Origin of the sequence: Mycobacterium colombiense CECT 3035 (assembly GCF_002105755.1) — a bacterium.
Lineage (GTDB): Bacteria > Actinomycetota > Actinomycetes > Mycobacteriales > Mycobacteriaceae > Mycobacterium > Mycobacterium colombiense.
The window spans coordinates 734065-757583 of the sequence record NZ_CP020821.1 but is presented as its reverse complement, the minus strand read 5'-3'; the positions used below and the strand labels follow the sequence as shown (position 1 = coordinate 757583).

The 23519-nt window shown below is 70.0% G+C and carries 2 pseudogenes; both read right to left on the bottom strand.

Going from position 1 to position 23519, the window contains the following annotated elements:
* Nucleotides 1-5: 5 nt before the first annotated feature.
* Nucleotides 6-1499 (bottom strand): annotated as a pseudogene (locus B9D87_RS27910) (thioester reductase domain-containing protein); the annotation flags it as partial.
* A pseudogene (locus B9D87_RS27690) lies at nt 1392-23435 on the bottom strand (amino acid adenylation domain-containing protein); the annotation flags it as partial. The pseudogenes B9D87_RS27690 and B9D87_RS27910, both read right to left, overlap by 108 nt.
* Between the last annotated feature and the right edge of the window lie 84 nt (nt 23436-23519).

Below are 23519 nucleotides of genomic sequence, written 5' to 3'. Positions count from 1 at the left end.
CGACGTCAGCCCGGTGGCTCGAGCAGTCCGAGCAGTTGTAGGTCGGTGACGTATTTGACGATCACCGACGGGCTGATCTGCGGGATGTCGTTGTCGGGGCCGATTTTGGCTTCCTGCACCGCGGCGCGGAAACGGTCGGTCGGCGCCAGGCACCCGCGAGCGGGGTCCGCCGGCGGCACGTGCTGGGCGCTGCGCAACTGCAGCAGCTGCAGCACCGACTGGTGGCGTTGCCGCTCGGGCAGCGCGTGCAGGGCGGCCTCCATCCGCTGCAGCCATTCGGTGAAGTCGTCGACTCGCCGCACCGGGTAGCCGGCCTCGACGACCCAGTCGACGTACTCGTCGAGCCCGATGCCGTCGTCGTGGGGATTCATCACGTGATAGGTCTCGTACCCGTCCATCACCTGGGCGCCCAGCGTGGTGATCGCCTCGGCGACGAACTCGACGGGCAGGGCGTCGAAATGCGCGCGCTGCCGGTTGCCCTGCGCGTCCAGCTCGTAGAACGAGCGCGGCGCGACCCCGCTGGCCACCACGCTGTGCACCATCCGGGTGAACATGTCCGACAGGTTCAGCTGTCCGGCGTAGGTGGTGTCGGCCAGGATCATGTCGCAGCGGAACACCGAAACCGGCAGCCCGCACAGGTCGTTGGCCTCCCGCAGCAACACCTCGCCGGCCCACTTGCTGTTGCCGTAGCCGTTGCCGTAGCTGCCGTCGATGGTGCGGATCGGGCCGGCGGTCCGGATGTCGGCGTCCTCGGTGAACGCCGAGGGGTCGATCTGGTCGCCGACGTTGGCCGTCGAGACATAGGTGTACGGCTTGAGTTTGGTGGTGAGCGCCAACCGGATCAGCTCGGCGGTACCGGCCACGTTGGGGCCGAACAGCTCGCTGTAGGGCAGCACGCCGTTGACCACGGCAGCGCAGTCCACGATCAGGTCGACGGTGTCGGCCAGCCGCCGCCACGTTTGTTCGTCCACACCGAGATCGGCCCGGCCCTTGTCGCCGGCGATGACCTCGAGATGGTCGTCGGCGAGTTCGTGGAAGTAGCGCAGCAGCGCGGGATCGCCGCTGTCGAAGGTCTTTTCGAGGCGGCGCCGCGCGTCCTGGTCCGAGGTGGCACGCACCAGGCAGATCAACTTCCCGTCGGCCAGCTCCAGCCGTTCGAGCCACTGCAGCACCAGGTAGCGGCCGAGGAAGCCGGTGGCCCCGGTCAGCAGGACCGTGCGCACCTGTGCGCCCGGCCCCGGCAGCGCCGCCGCGCCCGACAGCGTCGGGGCGTCGATGAACTTGTCCAGCGTGAGATCGCTGGCGTACACCTCGGTCGCGTCGCGGCCGTGCACGGACGCGAAGTCGGCCCGAAGGCCTTCTGCCGCACCGTGATCGGCGTTGAGCTGCTGGCTCAGGCTGCGCACCGAGGGCGCCTCGAAGACGGCCCGTACCGGCAGGTGGATGTCCAGGGCGTTGTAGATCGCGGCGACCAGACGCATCGCCGACAGCGAATCCCCGCCCAGGTCGAAGAACGACTCGGAGACCCCGACCCGTTCCAGGCCCAGCACCTGGGCGTAGAGCCAGGCCAGGATCTCCTCGACCGCGGTGGCCGGGGCGAGGTAGTCGTCGGCGCCCTGGTAGTCGGGCGCCGGCAGCGAGCGGGTGTCCAGCTTGCCGCCCGGTGTCAACGGCAGCACCGGCAACACCACCACCGCGGCGGGCACCATGTAGGCCGGCAGCCGCTCGGCGAGCAGGGTGCGGATCTCGGCCGGGTTGGCCGTTCCGGTGACGTAGCCCACCAGCCGCAAGGCGGCGGGCCGGTCCTCGCGGGCGATCACGAATGCCCGGTCCACGCCGTCCAGCGCGGCCAGGGCGGCCTGGATCTCGCCGAGTTCGATGCGGTAGCCGCGGATCTTGACCTGCTCGTCGGCGCGCCCGGCGTAGCGCAGTTGCCCGTCGGTGCCCCACCACGCCAGGTCCCCGGTGCGATACATGCGCGCACCGGTCCCGCCGAACGGGCACGCCACGAACCGCGACGCGGTCAGGCCGGACCGGCGCAGGTAACCGGTGGAGACACCGCCGCCGGCCACGTACAGCTCGCCGACCACCCCCGCGGGCACCGGTTGCAGGCATCCGTCGAGCACGAACAGCGCCGCGCCCGACAGCGGCGAACCGATCGGCGGTACCTCGGGGCCCGGCACCAACGGTGCGCTGACGGCCGCGACGATGGTGATCTCGGTGGGGCCGTAGACGTTGACCATCACACGCCCGGCGGCCCACCGATCCACCAGTTCGGTCGGGCAGGCCTCACCCGCGACGGCCAACACCGTCGAGTCCAGGCCGTCGGTCGCGAGCATCCCCGCCTCGGACGGCGTCTGGGTCAGCATGTCGACGCCCTCGGCGACCAGCAAGGCGTGCAGGTCTTTCGGCGAGCGCACCACCTCGTCGGGCACCACCAGCACCCGTCCGCCGTGCAGCAGCGCGCCGAAGATCTCCCACACCGAGAAGTCGAAGGCCAGCGAGTGGCACTGGCTCCACACCTTGCCCGGCGCCGCCGGCAGACCGGCGGCGCCCAGCGACGCGAACAGTTGGGTGGCGTTGTGGTGGGTGACCGCCACGCCCTTGGGAACGCCGGTGGTACCGGAGGTGTAGATCGTGTAGGCGACCCCATGCGGTGCCGGTGCCGGCAGCGCCGTCGTGGGCCGAGCCTGGATCGCCGGATCGTCGATGTCGATGACCAGCGGGCCGGAATCGCCTATCCGAGAACGCGATTCGGCGGTGGTGAGCACCGCCGTCGGCGCGGCGTCGGTGAGCATGAACTCGATCCGCGCCGCCGGCAGGGCCGGGTCGATCGGCACATACGCGGCGCCGGTCTTGAGCACGGCCAGGATCGCGGCGACGGCCCGGGCCGAGCGTTCCAGCAGCAGCGCCACGCACTGTCCCGGCCCCGCGCCGTGGTCGACGAGCACGTGCGCCAACCGGTTCGCGTGTTCCTCGAGTTCGCGGTACGTCCACGAGCACGCGCCGTAGCGGATGGCCACGGCCTCGGGCGTGCGCGCGACGTGCCCGGCGAACACCTCCGGGATCGACGCCGGCCGGTGCGACGGACGCGTCAACGCGGCCCGGTTGCCGATGGCGTCGAGGCGCGTGTGCTCGTCGGCGCCGAGCACGTCGATCGACGACAACCGCTGGGCGGGGTCGGCCGTGATGGCCGTCAGCACCCGGTGCAACCGGGTGACGAGCGCTTCGATGGTGGCCGTGTCGAACACGTCGGTGCGGAACTCCACCGCTCCGCCGATCCCGCCGGGCTGCCCGTCGGGGGTCCAGCGCTCCGCCAGTGACCACGCGAGATCCATTCGGGCGGTGCGGGTGTCGACCGGCACCGGGGTGACCCGCACATCGCCCAGGCTCAGCTCCGCCGAGTCGGTGTTCTGCCAGGCCAGCATGACCTGCACCAGCGGATGATGCGCCAGGCTTCGGGTGGGGTTGAGCCGTTCCACGAGGACCTCGAAGGGCACGTCCTGATGCTCGTAGGCGGCCAGGCTGCGCGCCCGCACGTGCGCCAGCACCTCGGCGATGGTGGGATCACCGGCCAGGTCGACCCGCAGCACCAGGGTGTTGACGAAGAAGCCGACCACGTCGTCCAGCGCCGGATCGCGCCGCCCGGCGATCGGGAACCCCACCGCCACATCCGAACTCGCGCTGACCTTGGCCAGCAGCACCGCCAGGGCGGCCTGCACCACCATGAAGCTCGTCGCGTTGTGCGCAGTGGCCACCGCGCGAACCCGCTGCTGCAACTCCGCCGGCCAATCCACGGCCACACTCGCCCCGGCGAAATCGGCCACCAACGGATACGGCCGATCGGTCGGCAACTCCAGCCGCTCGGGCATTCCGGCCAGGGTGTGCTCCCAGTACCGCAACTGCCCGGCGATCAGGCTGTGCGGATCCTGCAATTCGCCGAATTGCGCGCGCTGCCACAGCGTGTAGTCGACATACTGCACCGGCAGCGGCGCCCAGTCCGGCGCGTCCCCGAGCACCCGGCTGGCGTAGGCCTCCCCCAGATCCCGCACCAGCGGGGTCAGCGACCAGCCGTCGGCGGCGATGTGGTGCAGCACGGCCACCAACAGGTACTCGTTGTCGTTGAGCCGGAACAGCAGCGCGCGCAACGGGAGCTCGGTCGCCAGGTCGAAGCGGTGGGCCACCACGGTGTCGATGGCCTTGCTCAGCCGGGTCGACGACCACCCGCGCGCATCGCTGATCTGCCAACCGAAGTCGGCGTCGTCCACCTCGACCACCAGCTGCTGAGGTATGCCCCCGTGCGCCGGAAAGAGGGTGCGCAGACTTTCGTGCCGGGCCACCACGTCGGCCAGCGCGGCGCCGAACGCGTCGCCGTCCAGACGTCCGTGCAGCCGCAGGGCCATCGCCATGTTGTGCACCGGTGACGGCCCGTGCAGCTGGCCGATGAACCACAGCCGCGACTGGGCGAACGACAGGGGCACCACCTCCGGCCGCGCACCGGCGACCAGCGGGAGGCGGTCTCCGCCGCCGTCGCCCAGGCGCGCCGCCAGGCGGCGGATGGTGGGCGCTTCGAACAGGGCCCGAACACCAAGGTGCACATCGAGATTGGTGTTGACCTCGGCGACCAGGCGCATCGCCGACAGCGAGTCGCCACCGAGATCGAAGAAGGAGTCGTCGATACCGACGCGGTCGACGCCCAGCACGTGGGCGTAGATGTCTGCCATGGTCCGCTCGACGGCGGTGGTCGGGGCGCTGTACTGATCGATGCCGTGGTAGTCCGGAGCGGGCAGGGCGCGAGCATCGAGTTTGCCGTTGGGTGTCAGCGGCAATGCCTCGATGGCCACCACGGCGGCCGGCACCATGTAGGCCGGTAACCGCTCGGCCAGTTGGGCGCGCACCTCGGCGGGATCGGCGGTGCCGGTGACATAGCCGACGAGCCGTTTCTCGCCGGGCCGGTCCTCCCGGGCGATCACCGCGGCCTGCCCAACCCCCTCCAATTCGGTTATCGCACTCTGGATTTCACCGAGCTCGATGCGATAGCCACGCACCTTGACCTGATCGTCGGCGCGGCCGACGTACTGCAACTGCCCATCGTGGCCCCAGCACACCACGTCGCCGGTGCGATACATGCGCGCCCCGCCGCCGGCGAACGGGCAGGCCACGAACCGCGACGCCGTCAAGCCGGCCCGGCCCAGATAGCCGGCGGCCACTCCGGCCCCGGCCACATACAGCTCGCCCAGCACACCGGCGGGCACCGGCCGCAACCACGCGTCCAGCACGAAGAAACCGAGATGCGCCAACGGTTTTCCGATCGGGCTCCCATGGCCGTCGATGTCAGCCTCGACGATCTCGCGGAACGAGGCGTGCACCGTGGTCTCGGTGATGCCGTACATGTTGACCAGTCGCGGGTGTCGCGGATGGTTGTGCACCCATTTGCCCAGGCGCTGCGGAACCAGCGCCTCGCCGCCGAACACCACGGTGTGCGGGCTGAGCCGGCGTCCCGACCGCGAGGCGTCGGCGCTTTGCAGGGCGAAGAACGCCGACGGTGTCTGGCTGAGCACGCTGACGTCTTCGTCGATCAGCAAGTCGCACAGGTCTTCCGGCGAGCGCACCACGTCGTCGGGCACGACCAGCAGTCGTCCGCCGTGCAGCAGCGCGCCGAAGATCTCCCACACCGAGAAGTCGAAGGCCAGCGAATGGCACTGGCTCCACACCCCGGTCGTCGAGGTTAGCCGGCCGCGCACCGAGCCCAGCAGCTCGGCGACGTTGCGGTGTGTGACGGCGACGCCCTTCGGGGTTCCGGTCGTGCCGGAGGTGTAGATGACGTAGGCGATGTCCGCGGCAGCCGTCGGCGGCAGTGCGCTGTACGGCCGGGCGTGCGCGGCGGCCTCGTCGACGTCGATGACCGCCACGCCGAACCCGTCCAGCACCGACCGCAGGGCGGCGGTGCTGATCGCGGCGACGAGCCGGGCGTCGGCGAGCATGAACCCGACCCGGTTGCGCGGGGCCGCGGGATCGATCGGCAGATAGGCCGCCCCCGTCTTGAGCACCGCAAGGATCGCGACGACGGCCTGCGCGGAGCGCTCCATCAGCACGGCCACGTATTGCCCGGGGCCCGCGCCCTCGTCAATCAGCCGGTGCGCCAGCCGGTTTGCCGACTCGTCGAGCTCCCGATACGTCGTCGATCGGCCTTGCCACGTCAGCGCCACCGCGTGCGGGCTGCGCGCCACCTGGTCGGCGAACAACGCCGGGATCGACGGCGGTTCGACGCGGGGCTCGAACAGGGTCGCCCGGTTGCCGATCTCATCGAGGCGGGTGCGCTCGCCGGCGCCGAGCACGTCGATCGACGACAGTCGACGGGTGGGGTCGGCCGTCATCGCGTCCAGCACCCTGCGCAAACGCCCGATCAGGGTCTCGATGGTGGCGGGGTCGAAGACGTCGGTGCGGAACTCGACGGCCCCGCCGATCCCGCCGGGCTGCCCGTCGGGGGTCCAGCGTTCGGCGAGCGACCACGCCAGGTCGGTGCGGGCGGTGCGGGTGTCGACCGGCAGCGGGGTCACCCGTACGTCGCCGAGACTCAGGTCGGTGGCCCCGGTGTTCTGCCAGGCCAGCATGACCTGCACCAGCGGATGATGCGCGAGGCTTCGGGTGGGGTTCAGTCGCTCCACCAGCGCCTCGAAGGGCACGTCCTGATGCTCGTAGGCGGCCAGGCTGCGTCGGCGAACCTGGGCCAGGATTTCGGCGACGGTCGGATCCGCGCCCACCTCGACGCGCAACACCAGTGTGTTGACGAAGAAGCCCACCACGTCGTCCAGCGCCGGATCGCGCCGTCCGGCGATCGGGAACCCCACCGCCACATCCGAACTCGCGCTGACCTTGGCCAGCAGCACCGCCAGGGCGGCCTGCACCACCATGAAGGTGGTCGCGTTGTGCGCAGTAGCCACCGCGCGAACGCGCTGCTGCAACTCCGCCGGCCACTCCACGGGCGCGCTCGCCCCGCGGTAGTCCGCCACCAACGGATACGGCCGATCGGTGGGCAACTCGAGGCGCTCGGGCAGCCCGGCCAGCTCCTGTTCCCAGTACGCCAGCTGCGCCGCGATCGGGCTGTCCGGATCTTCCAAGTCACCGAAATGGGCGCGCTGCCAGAGCGTGTAGTCGACATACTGCACCGGCAGCGGCGCCCAGTCCGGGGCGTCGCCGGCCACGCGACTGGCGTAGGCCACCGCCAAATCGCGCACCAGCGGGGTCAGCGATCCCCCGTCGGCGGCGATGTGGTGCACCACGGCGACCAGGACATGCTCCTCGTCGCCGACACGGAACAGCTCTGCGCGCAACGGGATTTCGGTTGCCAGGTCGAACGTGTGCCGCGCCGTGTCGCGGATGGCGTCCTCCAGCCGGGCCGGCGACCAGCCGGTGGCGTCGATGGCTCGCCAGGTGAGGTCGGCCCGCTCGGGGGCCAGCACCACCTGCTGGGGCACGCCCTCGACGGCGGCGAACACCGTGCGCAGACTTTCGTGGCGCGCGACGACGTCTCGCAGCGCCGCCCCGAGGGCGGTGGCCTCCAGGCGTCCGCTCAGCCGCAACGCCGCCGCCATGTTGTACACCGCGGAGGGACCGTGCAGTTGGTCGATGAACCACAGCCGCGATTGGGCGAACGACAGCGGCAGCACCGCGGGGCGCTGGTGCGCCACCACACCGTCGAGCCGCCCACCGCCCGTGCCGATACGCGACGCCAACTGGCCAATCGTGGGTGCCTCGAACAACATCCGCACCCCGACGTGGGCGTCGAGCGTGGCGTTGATCGTGGCGATCGCCCGCATCGCCGACAGCGAATCTCCGCCCAGATCGAAGAACGAATCGTCGGCGCCGACCCGCTCCAGCCCGAGGACGTCGGCGTAGATGCCGGCCAGGATCTCCTCGACCGCGCCGGACGGGGCGCGATAGGCGCCGGCGGTGTGTTCGGGTGCGGGGAGCGCGCGAGCATCGAGTTTGCCGTTGGGTGTCAACGGCACTGCCTCGATGGCGATCACCGCGGCCGGCACCATGTAGGCCGGCAGCCGCGCGGCGAGCCGGTCGCGGACGTCGGCCGCCTCGGCGGTCCCGGTGAGGTAGGCGACGATCCGCTTTTGGCCGGGCCGGTCCTCGCGGGCGATCACCACCGTCTGTCCGACGCCATCCAATTCGGCTAGGGCACTGCGTATTTCGCCGAGCTCGATGCGATGGCCGCGGATCTTCACCTGCTCGTCGGCGCGCCCGACGTAGTGCAGCCGGCCGTCCGGGCCCAGCGCACCAGGTCCCCGGTCCGGTACATGCGCGCGCCGACACCGCCGAACGGGCAGGCCACGAACCGCGATGCGGTCAGGCCCGCCCGGCGCGCATAACCGACGGCCACACCGGCACCGGCGACGTACAGCTCGCCGATCACCCCGGCGGGCACCGGCCGCAGCCACCCGTCCAGCACGAACAGGGCCGCCCCCGACACCGGCGAGCCGAGTGGTGGTGCTCCCCCACCCGCGGCCAGCGGCGCGCTGAGGACCGCGTCCACCGTGGTCTCGGTCGGGCCGTAGGCGTTGATCATCACCCGCCGCGGCGCCCACCGGTCGGCGAGGGCGGGCGGGCAGGGTTCGCCGCCGATGATCAGCGCGGTGTCCAGATGCTGCGGCGACAGCGCCGCCAGCGCCGACGGGGTGTGGCTGAGCACGCTCACCCGCTCGGCAATCAACAAGGCGTGCAGCTCATCCGGGGAGCGGGTCACCGACTCGGGCACGATGACCAGCCGCCCGCCGCCGGCCAGGGCGCCCCAGATCTCCTGGATCGAGACGTCGAAGCCGTAGGAGTGGCACTGCGACCACACGCCCGCCGCGGGCAGCGCCGCGTGCAGCGCCGGCAGCAGCTGGGTGACGTTGCGGTGCGTGACGGCAACACCTTTGGGGACGCCGGTGGTGCCCGACGTGTAGATGACGTACGCGACGTTCGCGGCCGCGGGAGCCGGTAACGCGGCGTTGGGGTGGTCCGGTGCGACGGTGCCACCGACCTCGATGACCGGCAGGGCGAAGCCGGCCAGCCGCGACCGCAGTTCTGTCGTGCCGATCGCGGCGGTCGGTGCGGCGTCGTCGATCATGAAGCCGATCCGGGTTTCCGGCAGCGCCGGGTCGATCGGCAGATACGCCGCCCCGGCCTTCAAGACCGCCAGCATCGCCACGATCACCTCGGCCGACCGGGGAAACAGCAGCGCCACAACGTCTCCCGCGCCGACTCCCTGGTCGAGCAGCAGGTGCGCCAGGCGGTTCGACGCCTCGTCGAGTTCGCGATACGTCATCGAGCGGCCTTCGAAGGTCACCGCGACCGCGCCGGGGACCCGGGTCACCTGCGCGGCGAACAGCTCCGGGAGCGACGCCGCCGCGCCTGCCGGGCCGGACAAGGCCGCCCGATTCCCCCACCGCGCCAGCTCGGCACGCTCCGTGTCGTCGAGCACGTCCAGCGCCGCCACGGGCCGGGCCGGGTCGGCGGCCATGGCCACCAACAGCCGCCGCAGCCGTGTGGTCAGCTTGTCGATGGCGGCGGCGTCGAACACGTCGGCATCGAATTCGACACGCAGGCTGAGTTCGTCGCCCGGCACGGCCTGCAGCGACAGCGGGTAGTGGTTGTATTCGTGGCTGGTGAACGCGGTGGCGGTCAGGTCGCCGGCTGCCGATAGCGTGGCGGCGTCGACGGGATAGTTCTCGTACACCAGCAGGCTGTCGAACAACTGGTCGTGCCCGGTGATGCGGTGAATCTCGTTGAGCGCCAGGTGCTGATGCTCGAGGGTGTCGTTGTGGGCGCGTTGCAGCTGGTTCAGCAATTCGGCGACGGTGGTGATCGCCGTGACGCGGGCGCGCACCGGCACGGTGTTGATCAGCAGGCCCACCATGGATTCGGCGCCGGGCAGGTCGGCCGGCCGGCCCGAGACGGCGGTGCCGAAGGCGACGTCGCGTTGGCCGGTCTGCAGCATCAGCAGCTGCGCCCATGCGCCCTGCAGCACGGTGTTGACGGTGGTGCGGCAGGAACGCGCGAGTTCGCTTAGTGCACACGTAGTTTCGGCGGACAAGTGTAGCTCGGCGACGCCGCGCGGTCCGAGCTCCCCGCGGCCCGCCGGCCCCACCAGGGTTGGGGTGTCGAACCCGTCGAGCGCTTCGCGCCACGCCAGCCGCGCGGCGGGCAGGTCTCGGTCGGCCAGCCAGGTGACAAAGCTTCGATAGGGCGCCACCGCGGGCAGCCGCGACCCGTAATAGCAGGCGAAGATCTCCCGCAGCAGGACCGGGAGCGACCAGCCGTCCATCACGATGTGGTGCACCGTGAGGACGAACCGGTATTCGTCGCCCGCCGTGCGGATCAGCGCGGTGCGGAAGGGCGGTTCCTCGCCGAGACTGCGCGCCGCGACGCGCTCGGCGGCGCACAGTTGGTAAACCCTCTCCTCGACGTCGCCGTCGCGGATCTCGACATACTGCCAGGCGAGGTCCGGGGCGGCGGGACGATCTGCAGGGGATCGCCGAATTCGGAATCGAACCGGGCCGCCAGGTTGGGATGGCGGGTGATGACGGTGTGCACCGCCCGGTGCAGCCGTTGCGAATCCAGGGCGCCGCGCAGCGTGATGGTCAGCTGCACCGCGTACACGTCGGCGGCGCCCTGCGTGGCGGTCGCATGGAACAGCAGTCCCTGCTGCAGCGGGGTCAGCGGCAAGATGTCGGCGACGTCGTATCGCCGTTCGAGTTGGTCGATCTGGCGCTGGTTCAGGCGGGCGGGCGTGATGTCGGACGGGGTCAGCCCGCCGCCACCGCGGCGCACATGCGCGCAGATTCCGGCGAGCGCCTCAAACCACAACCGGCTCAACCGCGTTGCCTGATCATGGGTCAGCGCCGAGGACGCCCACGTCCAATTCGCCCGCAGGTGCGGGCCATCCTCGGTGTCGATGGTGCCGGCGTTGAGCTCCACCGTGTGCGGCAACGGAAGCCCCAGCGCGGCGGCCGCGGAGCTCAGCGAAGGACTGTTCGGGCTGGGCTGCCACACGTCGTCGGACAACCCGGCGGCCCCGCCACCGAGCCGGCCCAGATAGTTGAACCCGATAACTGGATCCGGATCGGCAAGCCCCGACTGGGGATTCAGGTAGCGCAGCAATCCGTAGCTCAGGCCGTCCGGCAGGGCGCGCAGTTGCTCCTTGGCGTCCTTGATCACCGCACCCAGGGCGGCCTCGCCGGCCACCACGCGTGCCCAGTCCAGCGTCCCGACCTCCAGCGCCACCGGATGCTTGGCGGTGAACCAGCCGACGGTGCGCGACAAGTCGACATGCGGGCCGAGCTGCTCGGCGCGCCCGTGACCCTCGATGTCGATGCCGATGGGCGCCGTCGTCTGCAGGAATTCGCTGACCGCCATCCCGAAGGCGATCAGCAGGATGTCCTGCACCCCAGCGTGAAACGCGGCGGGCACCGTTGCCAGCAGCTGATGCGTCGTCTCGACGTCCAACGATGCCGACAGCTGCCCGGCCGTCTCGTAGGTATCGTCCGGCTGGACGGCAGGCAACAGCGCAGGAGTCTGCGTGATCCGCCGCCACGCGTCCGCGTGGTCGAGCACCGCGGGGCTCCGTGCATGGTCGGCCAGCAGCGACGACCAGCGCGCGAACGACGTGCCGCCCGCGGGCGGCTCGATGCGCTGACCGCTGTGGTGCTGCGCCCAAACGACGTTGATGTCCTCGATCAAGGTCCGCCACGAGACGGCGTCGACGGCCAGGTGGTGAATGATCAGCGCCAATTCGTTTGTCGCACTGGCCCATACCGCGCTCACCATCGCCCCGGCGCCCGGGTTCAGCCGCGACCGGGCCTGCCTCACGGCCGCATCGGAGAGCACGTCGACGGTCCGCAGGCAGGCGCGGGCGTCCACCGCGCCCGCCTCGGGAACCTCAAGCGACCACCCGCCGGCTCCGTCGTCGTCGACGCAGAGCCGCAGCATGGGATGCCGATCCAGCAGCGCCTGCAGCACGACCTGCACGTCGGCCTGGCCCACCTCCGCTGGGGCCGACAGCACCATGGTCTGGTTGAACTGCTCGATCGGACCGTCCATGTCCCGCAGCCAGCGCATGATGGGGGTGGCCAGCACCGGCCCGACCCCGTCGTCGGCCGCGTCGTCTTCGGCGGTCGTCAGCGTGACGACCCGGGCCAACCGGGCCACCGTCTGCTCGACGAAAACATCGCGCGGCCGGCACATTACGCCGGCGGCGCGGGCGCGGGCCACCACCTGCATCGACAAGATGCTGTCCCCGCCCAGGTCGAAGAACGAATCGTCGATGCCGACCCGCTCGAGGCCGAGGACTTGGGCGTAGATGCCGGCCAGGATCTCTTCGATCGCGTCGGCCGGGGCCCGATATTCGTTGATGCCGTAGTCCGGGGCGGGCAGGGCGCGGGTGTCGAGCTTGCCGTTGACCGTCAGCGGCAGTGCGTCGAGCGTCACGACGGCGGCCGGCACCATGTAGGGCGGCAACCGTTCGGCGAGTTGCGACCGCACCTCGGACGGGTCGGCCGTCCCGGTGACATACCCCACCAGCCGCACGGCGGCCGGATGGTCCTCGCGGGCGATGACCGCGGCCTGCTCGATGCCCTCCAATTCGGTGAGCACAGAGTGTATCTCGCCCAGCTCGATGCGGTAGCCGCGGATCTTGATCTGTTCGTCCGCGCGCCCGAGATAGTCCAGCTGCGCGTCCGCGCCCCAGCGCACCAGGTCCCCGGTGCGGTACATGCGCGCGCCGGAGCCGCCGAACGGGCAGGCGACGAACCGCGATGCCGTCAGGCCGGCCCGGCCGAGATAACCGGTGGCGACGCCCCGCCCCGCGATGTACAGCTCCCCCACCACGCCGGGCGGCACCGGACGCAGCCAGTGATCCAGCACGAACAGCGCGGCGCCGGGAACCGGCGAGCCGATCGGCACCGAATCGAGGCCCGCGGTCAGCGGCACGGTCATCGCCGCATACATCGTGGTCTCGGTGGGGCCGTATTGGTTGACCATCACGCGCCCGGGCGCCCACCGATCCATCACCTCCAGCGGGCACGGTTCACCGCCGACGATCAGCGCCACCGATTCCAGGCCATCGGACGGCAGTACCGCCGCCGCCGACGGGGTTTGGCTCAAGACGTTGACCCGTTCGGCGATCAGTAAGGCGTGCAGGTCTTCTGGCGATCGGACGACCTGGTCGGGAACGACGACGAGACGCCCGCCTCGCAGCAGGGACCCGAAGAGTTCCCACACCGAGAAGTCGAACGCCAGGGAATGGCACTGGCTCCAGACCTGCCCCAGGCCCAGCTGAGCATCCACCGACTGCAGCAGCTGGGTGACGTTGTGGTGGGTGACCGCGACCCCCTTGGGGGTGCCCGTGGTCCCCGAGGTGTAGATGACGTACGCGATGTTGTCCGCCGTCGGCGCCGGCAGCCCGGTGCTGGGATGGGTGCGCACGCCGGGGTCGTCGATATCGATGAGCGGACCGGAAATATCAAGTCGGGCAGGGAATTCGGCGGTGCTGACCGTCGCGATCGGAGCGGCATCGGTGAGCATGAATTCGATGCGGGCCAGCGGTAGAGCCGGGTCGATTGGCACGTAGGCCGCGCCTGTCTTGAGCACCGCAAGGATCGCGACGATCGCGTCGGCCGACCGCGGGATCATCACCGCCACCCGTCGGCCCGGGCCCGCGCCGCGGCCAACGAGCATGTGCGCCAACCTGTTCGCCGACTCATCGAGCTCGCGGTAGGTCCACGACCGTCGCCCGCAGGTGATCGCCACCGCCCCCGGCGTGCGAGCGACCTGGCCGGCGAACAGTGCGGGGATCGAGACCGTCCCCCTCGGCGGCCGGGCCAAGACCGCGCGGTTGCCGATCTCATGGAGCCGGGTGTGTTCCGACGCGTCGAGGATGTCGATCGACGACAGCGGCCGGGCAGGGTCGTCGGCCATGCCCGACAGCACCTGCCGCAATCGCGCGACGAGCGTCTCGATGCTGGCCGCATCGAAGACGTCGGTGCGAAATTCCACGGTTCCGGCGATGCCGGCGGGTTGTCCGTCGTCGGTCCAGCGTTCGGCGAGCGAGAACACCAGGTCCATTCGGGCGACCTGGGTCTCCAGGGGCAGCGGGGTGACCTGCACGTCGCCGAGGCTCAGGTCGACGGGATCGTTGTTCTGCCAGGCCAACATCACCTGGACCAGCGGGTGGTGAGCCAGGCTGCGGGACGGGTTGAGCCGTTCGACGAGTACCTCGAAGGGCACGTCCTGGTGTTCGTAGGCGGCCAGGCTGCGCTGCCGCACCCGGTCCAGCAGCTCGGCGACGCTGGGGTCACCGCCGAGGTCCACCCGCAGCACCAACGTGTTGACGAAGAACCCCACCACATCGTCCAGCGCCGGATCACTTCGACCGGCGATCGGGAAGCCCACCGCCACATCCGAACTCGCACTCAGCTTGCCCAGCAGCACCACCAGCGCGGCCTGGACGACCATGAAACCGGTCGCGTTGTGGGTATGCGCCAGGCGGGCGACCCGTTGCTGAAGTTCGGCCGGCCATTGCACGTCGACACTGGATCCGCGGTAATCGGCCGCCAAGGGATACGGCCGATCCGTGGGCAGCTCAACATGTTCGGGCAGCCCGGCCAGGGCTTGTTCCCAGTAGGCGAGCTGCCCGGCGATGGGGCTGGCCGGATCCTCCAGGTCGCCGAAGTGGGCCCGCTGCCACAGCGTGTAATCCGCGTATTGCACCGGCAGCGGCGCCCAATCGGGTGTCCGTCCGGTGGACCTGATGGCATAGGCCGCCCCCAGGTCGCGGACGAGCGGCGTCAGCGACCACCCGTCCGCGGCGATGTGGTGTACGACCGCCACCAAGACGTGCTCGTCGTCGCCCGTCTGGAAAAGCCATGCCCGCAAGGGAATTTCGTTCGCGAGGTCGAAAGTGTAGCGGGCCGCCTCCTGGGTCGCCTCCGCCAGCCAGGACGCCGGCCAGCGGGTGGCGTCGACGACCTGCCAGCTGACGTCGCTGCGCTCGGGCGCGACGATCACCTGCTGGGGTGTGCCTTCGGGTGCGACGAACAGGGTTCGCAGGCTTTCGTGGCGGGCTACCACGTCGCGCAGGGCGGCGCCCATCGCGTCGGTATTCACCGGCCCGTTGAGTTTCAGGGCGACCGCCATGTTGTACACCGGCGACGGTCCCTGGAATTGGTCGATGAACCACAGGCGGGACTGGGCGAACGACAACGGCAGCAGCGCGGGTCGCTCGGTGGGCGCCAACCGGTCCGCGCGACCGACACCGGCCTCCACGCGTGGCGCCAGCTGGGCGACGGTGGGCGCCTCGAACAGGATCCGCACGCCCAGATGGGCGTCCAGTCCGGTGTTGATTGCGGAGACGAGCCGCATCGCTGACAGGGAGTCGCCGCCGAGGTGGAAGAACGAGTCGTCGATGCCGACACGGTCGACGTTGAGGACCCGGGCGAAAATACCGGCCAGGATTTCCTCGATGGCGGTTTCCGGTGCGCGGTAGCCGTGGCCGCCCTGATATTCGGGGGCGGGCAGGGCGCGGGTGTCCAGCTTGCCGTTGAGCGTCACCGGCAGCGCGTCGAGCACCACCACCGCCGCGGGCACCATATATGTGGGGAGCCGCTGACCCAACCGGGCCCGAATGTCGGCCGGGTCAGCGGCTCCAGTCACATAGCCGACGACGCGCTTGTCGCCGACACGATCTTCACGAACCAGCACCGCCGCCCGTTCAACGCCGTCCAATTCGGCTAGTGCGGTGCGGATTTCGCCCAGCTCGATGCGATAGCCACGCACCTTGACCTGCTCGTCGGCCCGACCGAAGTAGCGCAGCTGTCCATCGGCCCCCCACCGCACCAGGTCCCCGGTACGGTACATGCGTTGGCCGGGCGCGCCGAACGGGCAGGCCACGAATCGCGACGCCGACAGTCCCGCCCGGCCGAGATAGCCGACGCCCACCCCGGCACCGGCGACGTACAGTTCCCCGACCACACCGATCGGCACCGGGCGCAGCCACTGGTCCAGCACGCACAGGGCCGCCCCAGAGATTGGCGACCCGATTGGTGGTGCGCCGGGGCCGGGGGTCAGTGGCGTGCTGTGCGAGACCCACATGGTGGTCTCGGTGGGGCCGTAAACGTTGACCATCACCCGCCCCGGCGCCCACCGGTCCACCAACTCGGGCGGGCAGGGCTCGGCCCCGACCACCAACGCCGTACCGTCCAGGCCCTCCGCGGACACCACCGCAGCCGCCGACGGGGTCTGGGTCAACACCGTGACACCCTCACGAATCAACAGGGCATGAAACTCCTCAGCAGAACGCGACACCGCCTCGGGCACCACCACCAACCGCCCACCGTGCAGCAACGCCCCCCAGATCTCCCACACCGAGAAATCGAACGCATACGAATGAAACTGCGTCCACACCTGCCCGGCCGACAGCGCGAACCCAAGATCCAACCCGTCAAACAACTGCGCCACGTTGTGCTGGCTCACCGCAACACCTTTGGGCACACCCGTGGTACCCGACGTGTAAATGATGTGCGCCAGATCCGACGGCCCCGGCGCAGCCGGCGCGCTGCTGGGCCACCCCGCCACCGCCGGATCACCGACATCGACCACGGTCAGGTCGAAGCCGGCCAACCTGCCGGCCAGCTCGGCCGTGGTGACCGCGACCCGCGGGCCCGCGTCGGCCACCATGAACTCCACCCGCGCCCCCGGCAGCGCGGGATCGATCGGCAGGTAGGCCGCCCCGGACTTGAGCACCGCCACAATCGCCACGACCGCCTCGGCCGACCGCGACAACAACAGCGCCACAACCTGTCCCGGACCGGCACCACACTCCACCAACAGGTTCGCCAACCGGTTAGCCGCCTCATCGAGCTCGCGGTAGGTCATCGACTCGCCCTCGAACGTCAACGCCACCGCATCCGGAGTCCGCCCCACATGCGCCGCAAACAACCCCACCACCGACACCGGCGCCGACGCCCGACCCAGGGCGGGCCGATTACCCAACGCGGTCAGTCGCTCGCATTCGTTGTTCTCGAGCACGTCGATCGACGAGAGGCGGCGGCGCGGATCCTCGGTCAGGGCGACCAATACCCGACGCAGTCGTTCGGTCAGGGTGCGGATGGTGTCCGCGTCGAACACGTCGGTGCGAAACTCGACCGTTCCGCCGATCCCGGCCGGCCCGCCGTCCTCACCCCAGCGGGCGGACATCGAGAACGTCAAATCCACACGGGCGGTGTGGGTCTGGACGGGCTCGGCGGTGACCTGCAGGCCACCCAGGTTCAGCTGCGTGGGGTCGTTGCCCTGCCAGGCGAGCATCACCTGCACCAGCGGGTGATAGGCGAGGGAGCGGGCGGGATGGAGCCGTTCGACGAGTACCTCGAAGGGCACGTCCTGGTGTTCGTAGGCGGCCAGGCTGCGCTGGCGCACCCGGTCCAGCAGCTCGGCGACGCTGGGGTCACCGCCGAGGTCCACCCGCAGCACCAACGTGTTGACGAAGAACCCCACCACATCGTCCAGCGCCGGATCGCTTCGACCGGCGATCGGAAAGCCCACCGCCACATCCGAACTCGCACTCAGCTTGCCCAGCAGCACCGCCAGCGCGGCCTGCATCACCATGAACTCGGTCGCGTTGTGCGCCCGCGCCACCGCACGCACCTGCTGCTGCAACTGCGCGGGCCAGTCGATGTCCACGCTGGCCCCGCGATAATCGGCCACCAACGGATACGGCCGATCCGTCGGCAACTCAGCGCGTTCGGGCAATCCAGCCAACTCCCGCTGCCAATACCCCAGCTGCCCGGCGATCGGACTGGATGGATCGTCCAGGTCACCGAATTGGGCCCGCTGCCACAACGTGTAATCCACGTACTGCACCGCCAACGGCGCCCAATCCGGCGCACGGCCGGCACACCGGCCGGCGTACGCGACCCCGAGATCGCGCACGAGTGGGTTCAGCGACCAACCATCCGCAGCAATATGATGGACCACCGCCACCAACACATGCTCGTCATCGCCGCGACGGAATAGCTTTGCTTGTATGGGTATTTCGGTTGCGAGGTCAAATACGTGACTTGCCGCGGCATCAACTGCCTCCTTCATCCGTGCCGGTGAGCAACCGGCGGTATCAACTACGTCCCACCCGACGTCCACCCGTTCAGCGGGTATCACGACCTGCCGCGGTGTCCCGTCGGAGACGGGAAACACCGTGCGCAAGCTCTCGTGCCGTGCCACCACATCGATCAGCGCGGCATGCAGGGCCTCCACGTCCAATCGGCCGCACATGCGCAGTGCCGCCGGCATGTTGTACATCGGCGAGGGCCCCTGCAACTGGTCGATGAACCACAACCGGGACTGCGCGAACGACAACGGCACCGACGCCGGTCGTGGACCCGCCAGCACGCGGGCACTGCGCACACCGCCGTCGCCGAGTCGCGGCGCCAGCTGGGCCACGGTGGGCGCCTCGAACAGCGTCCGCACCGAAACCCCGGCATTCAGCGCGGTGTTCACCGCCGCGATCAGGCGCATCGCCGACAGCGAATCGCCGCCGAGGTCGAAGAAGGAGTCGTCGACACCGACCCGCTCCACACCGAGCACCTGGGCGTAGATGCCGGCCAGGATCTCCTCGATGGCGCTCACCGGGGCCCGGTAACGATCGGCGTCGGAGTATTCCGGCGCCGGCAGCGCGCGGGTGTCCAGCTTGCCGTTGACCGTCAGCGGCAGGGCCTCGAGCACCACCACCGCCGAGGGCACCATGTATGTGGGGAGCCGCCGACCCAACCGGGCCCGAATGTCGGTCGGATCAGCGGCTCCGGTTACATAGCCGACGAGACGCTTCTCGCCGGCCCGGTCTTCGCGGGCGATCACCGCCGCGTGCTCGACGCCGTCCAGATCGCTTAGCGCCGCACGGATTTCGCCCAACTCGATGCGATACCCACGCACCTTGACCTGTTCGTCGGAGCGGCCCAGGTACTGCAGCTGCCCGTCGGCGCCCCAGCGCACCAGATCACCCGTGCGATACATCCGCGCACCCGGCGCCCCGTACGGGCAGGCCACGAACCGCGTGGCCGACAGGTCCGGGCGGCCCACATAACCGGTGGCCAGCCCACCGCCTGCGACATACAGCTCACCGACCACACCGACCGGCACCTGACGCAGCCAGCCATCCATCACGAAAAAGCCCAAGTGCGGCAGGGGAACCCCGATGGGGCTGACGTTGTTGTCGATGTCCGCGTCGACGATCTCGCGGAACGACGCGTGCACCGTGGTCTCGGTGATGCCATACATATTGACCATCCGGGGCAGCCCCGGATGCCGGTGCAACCACGTCGACAACCGACGCGGCTCCAGCGCCTCACCACCGAAGACCACCGTCTGCAACTTCAACTGCTCACCCAACTCCGGCGCCAACGCATCGGCGCTCTGCAACGCATAAAACGCCGACGGCGTCTGACTCAGCACGCTGACCTGCTCACGCACCAGCAACGCATGCAGGTCCTCAGCCGAACGCACCACCGCGTCGGGCACGACCACCAGCCGACCGCCGCGCAGCAGCGCACCGAAGATCTCCCAGACCGAGAAGTCAAACGCCAGCGAATGGCACTGGCTCCAGACCTCGCCCGGGCTCAGCCCGGCGTCTATCGCGTCCAAGAGCTGGGTGACGCTGCGGTGGGTGACCGCCACCCCCTTGGGAACGCCGGTCGAGCCGGAGGTGTAGATGATGTAGGCGATGCTGTCGGCGGCCGGCACCGGCAGGCCGGTGGCGGGCCGGGTGCGCAGGGCCGGGTCATTGACGTCGATGATCGCCCCGCCGAACCCGTCCAGCCGGGAGCGCACCTCGGCGGTGGTCACCGCCGCGATCGGCTCGGCATCACGGAGCACGAAGTCCAACCGGGCCGCCGGCACGCTCGGGTCGATCGGCACGTAGGCCGCCCCCGTCTTGAGCACCGCCAGGATCGCGACGATCGCGTCGGCCGACCGCGGGATCACCACCGCGACGCGCTCGCCCGGTCCGGCGCCCCGCTCGAAAAGCAAGTGCGCCAATCGATTTGTGGACTCGTAGACCTCGCGGTAAGTCAGCGACCGCGCACCGCAGGTGACCGCCACCGCTCCCGGGGCGCGCGCCACCTGCGCGGCGAACAACGCCGGAATCGACACCGACGCCATGGGCGGCAGGGTGACGACCGCGCGGTTGCCGGCCGCGTCGAGCAGCTCACGCTCGGCGTCATCGAGCAGGTCGATCGACGAAAGCCGTTGCGCGGGATCGGCGGTCATCGACGTCAGTACCCGATGAAACCGCTCGATCAGCGTTTCGATGCTCGACGGATCGAAGACGTCGGTGCGGAACTCGACCGCGCCGCCGATGCCGGCGGGTTGGCCGTCGTCGGTCCAGCGTTCGGCGAGCGAGAACACCAGGTCCATCCGGGCAACCTGGGTGTCCAGCGGCAACGGGGTGACCCGCACGTCGCCGAGTTCCAGGCCGGCGGCCGGGCCGTCGTGCTGCCACGGCAGGTTCTGCCAGGCCAGCACCACCTGGACCAGCGGGTGATGCGCGAGGCTGCGGGCGGGATGGAGCCGTTCGACGAGTACCTCGAAGGGCACGTCCTGGTGTTCGTAGGCGGCCAGGCTGCGCTGGCGCACCCGGTCCAGCAGCTCGGCGACGCTGGGGTCACCGCCGAGGTCCACCCGCAGCACCAACGTGTTGACGAAGAACCCCACCACGTCGTCCAGCGCGGGATCGCTTCGACCGGCGATCGGAAAGCCCACCGCCACATCCGAACTCGCACTCAGCTTGCCCAGCAGCACCGCCAGCGCGGCCTGCATCACCATGAACTCGGTCGCGTTGTGCGCCCGCGCCACCGCACGCACCTGCTGCTGCAACTGCGCGGGCCAGTCGATGTCCACGCTGGCCCCGCGATAATCGGCCACCAACGGATACGGCCGGTCCGTCGGCAACTCAGCGCGTTCGGGCAATCCAGCCAACTCCCGCTGCCAATACCCCAGCTGCCCGGCGATCGGACTGGATGGATCGTCCAGGTCACCGAATTGGGCCCGCTGCCACAACGTGTAGTCCACGTACTGCACCGCCAACGGCGCCCAATCCGGCGCACGGCCGCCGCACCGGCCGGCGTACGCGATGCCCAGGTCCCGCACCAGCGGGGTGAGTGACCATCCGTCGGCGGCAATGTGGTGGGCCACCGCAACCAACACGTGGTCGTCGTCGGCGAGGCGCAAAAGCATTGCTCGCAACGGGATTTCGTTGGACAGATCGAAACGGTGCCGTGCCACGGTGTCGATGGCTTCGCTCAGTCGCTCTATCGGCCACCCGCAGGCATCGATGACCTGCCAGCCGACTTCGGCGCCGTCGGCCCGGACCACCACTTGCCGGGGTGTCCCCTGGTCCGCGACGAAGACGGTTCGCAGGCTTTCGTGGCGGGCTACCACGTCGCCCAGGGCGGCGCCCATCGCGTCGGCGTCCAACCGTCCCGTCAGCCGCAGGGCCACCGCCATGTTGTGCACCGGCGACGGCCCGTGCAGCTGGTCGAGGAACCAGAGTCGCGACTGGGCAAAGGACAACGGCACCACGGTCGGCCGGTCGGCCGCCACCACCCGGGCGAGCTTGCTCCCGCCTCCGCAAACATGCGGCGCCAGTTCGGCGACGGAGGGCGCCTCGAACAGGATCCGCACGCCCAGATGGGCGTCCAGTCCGGTGTTGATTGCGGAGACGAGCCGCATCGCTGACAGGGAGTCGCCGCCGAGGTGGAAGAACGAGTCGTCGATGCCGACACGGTCGACGTTGAGGACCCGGGCGAAAATGCCGGCCAGGATTTCCTCGATGGCGGTTTCCGGTGCGCGGTAGCCGTGGCCGCCCTGATATTCGGGGGCGGGCAGGGCGCGGGTGTCCAGCTTGCCGTTGAGCGTCACCGGCAGCGCGTCGAGCACCACCACCGCCGCGGGCACCATATATGTGGGGAGCCGCTGACCCAACCGGGCCCGAATGTCGGCCGGGTCAGCGGCTCCAGTCACATAGCCGACGACGCGCTTGTCGCCGACACGATCTTCACGAACCAGCACCGCCGCCCGTTCAACGCCGTCCAATTCGGCTAGTGCGGTGCGGATTTCGCCCAGCTCGATGCGATAGCCACGCACCTTGACCTGCTCGTCGGCCCGGCCGAAGTAGCGCAGCTGCCCGTCGCGACCCCAGCAGACGAGGTCGCCGGTGCGATACATCCGGGTGCCCGCCTGCCCGAACCGGCAGGCGATGAACCGCGACGCGGTCAGCCCGGGCCGACGCCAATACCCGACGCCCACGCCTTCACCGCCGAGATAGAGCTCCCCGACCACGCCGGCGGGCACCGGGCGCAGCCACTCGTCCAGCACGAAGAACGCCGCGCGGGTCACCGGTGACCCGATTGGTGGTGCGCCGAGGTCGGGGGTCAGTGGCGTGCTGTGCGAGACCCACATGGTGGTCTCGGTGGGGCCGTAAACGTTGACCATCACCCGCCCCGGCGCCCACCGGTCCACCAACTCGGGCGGGCAGGGCTCGGCCCCGACCACCAACGCCGTACCGTCCAGGCCCTCCGCGGACACCACCGCAGCCGCCGACGGGGTCTGGGTCAACACCGTGACACCCTCACGAATCAACAGGGCATGAAACTCCTCAGCAGAACGCGACACCGCCTCGGGCACCACCACCAACCGCCCACCGTGCAGCAACGCCCCCAGATCTCCCACACCGAGAAATCGAACGCATACGAATGAAACTGCGTCCACACCTGCCCGGCCGACAGCGCGAACCCAAGATCCAACCCGTCAAACAACTGCGCCACGTTGTGCTGGCTCACCGCAACACCTTTGGGCACACCCGTGGTACCCGACGTGTAAATGATGTGCGCCAGATCCGACGGCCCCGGCGCAGCCGGCGCGCTGCTGGGCCACCCCGCCACCGCCGGATCACCGACATCGACCACGGTCAGGTCGAAGCCGGCCAACCTGCCGGCCAGCTCGGCCGTGGTGACCGCGACCCGCGGGCCCGCGTCGGCCACCATGAACTCCACCCGCGCCCCCGGCAGCGCGGGATCGATCGGCAGGTAGGCCGCCCCGGACTTGAGCACCGCCACAATCGCCACGACCGCCTCGGCCGACCGCGACAACAACAGCGCCACAACCTGTCCCGGACCGGCACCACACTCCACCAACAGGTTCGCCAACCGGTTAGCCGCCTCATCGAGCTCGCGGTAGGTCATCGACTCGCCCTCGAACGTCAACGCCACCGCATCCGGAGTCCGCCCCACCTGCGCCGCAAACAACCCCACCACCGACACGGGTTCCATCGGCTCGGCCAGGACGGCCTCGTTGCCCCACCCGTCGAGCCGGGCGCGCTCGCTCTCGTCGACCACATCGAGTGTCCTCAGCGGCCTGGTGGGATCGGCCGTCATCGCCACCAGGAGCCGCTGCAGACGCGCCGCCAGGTCGGGAGCGTCCAGGCC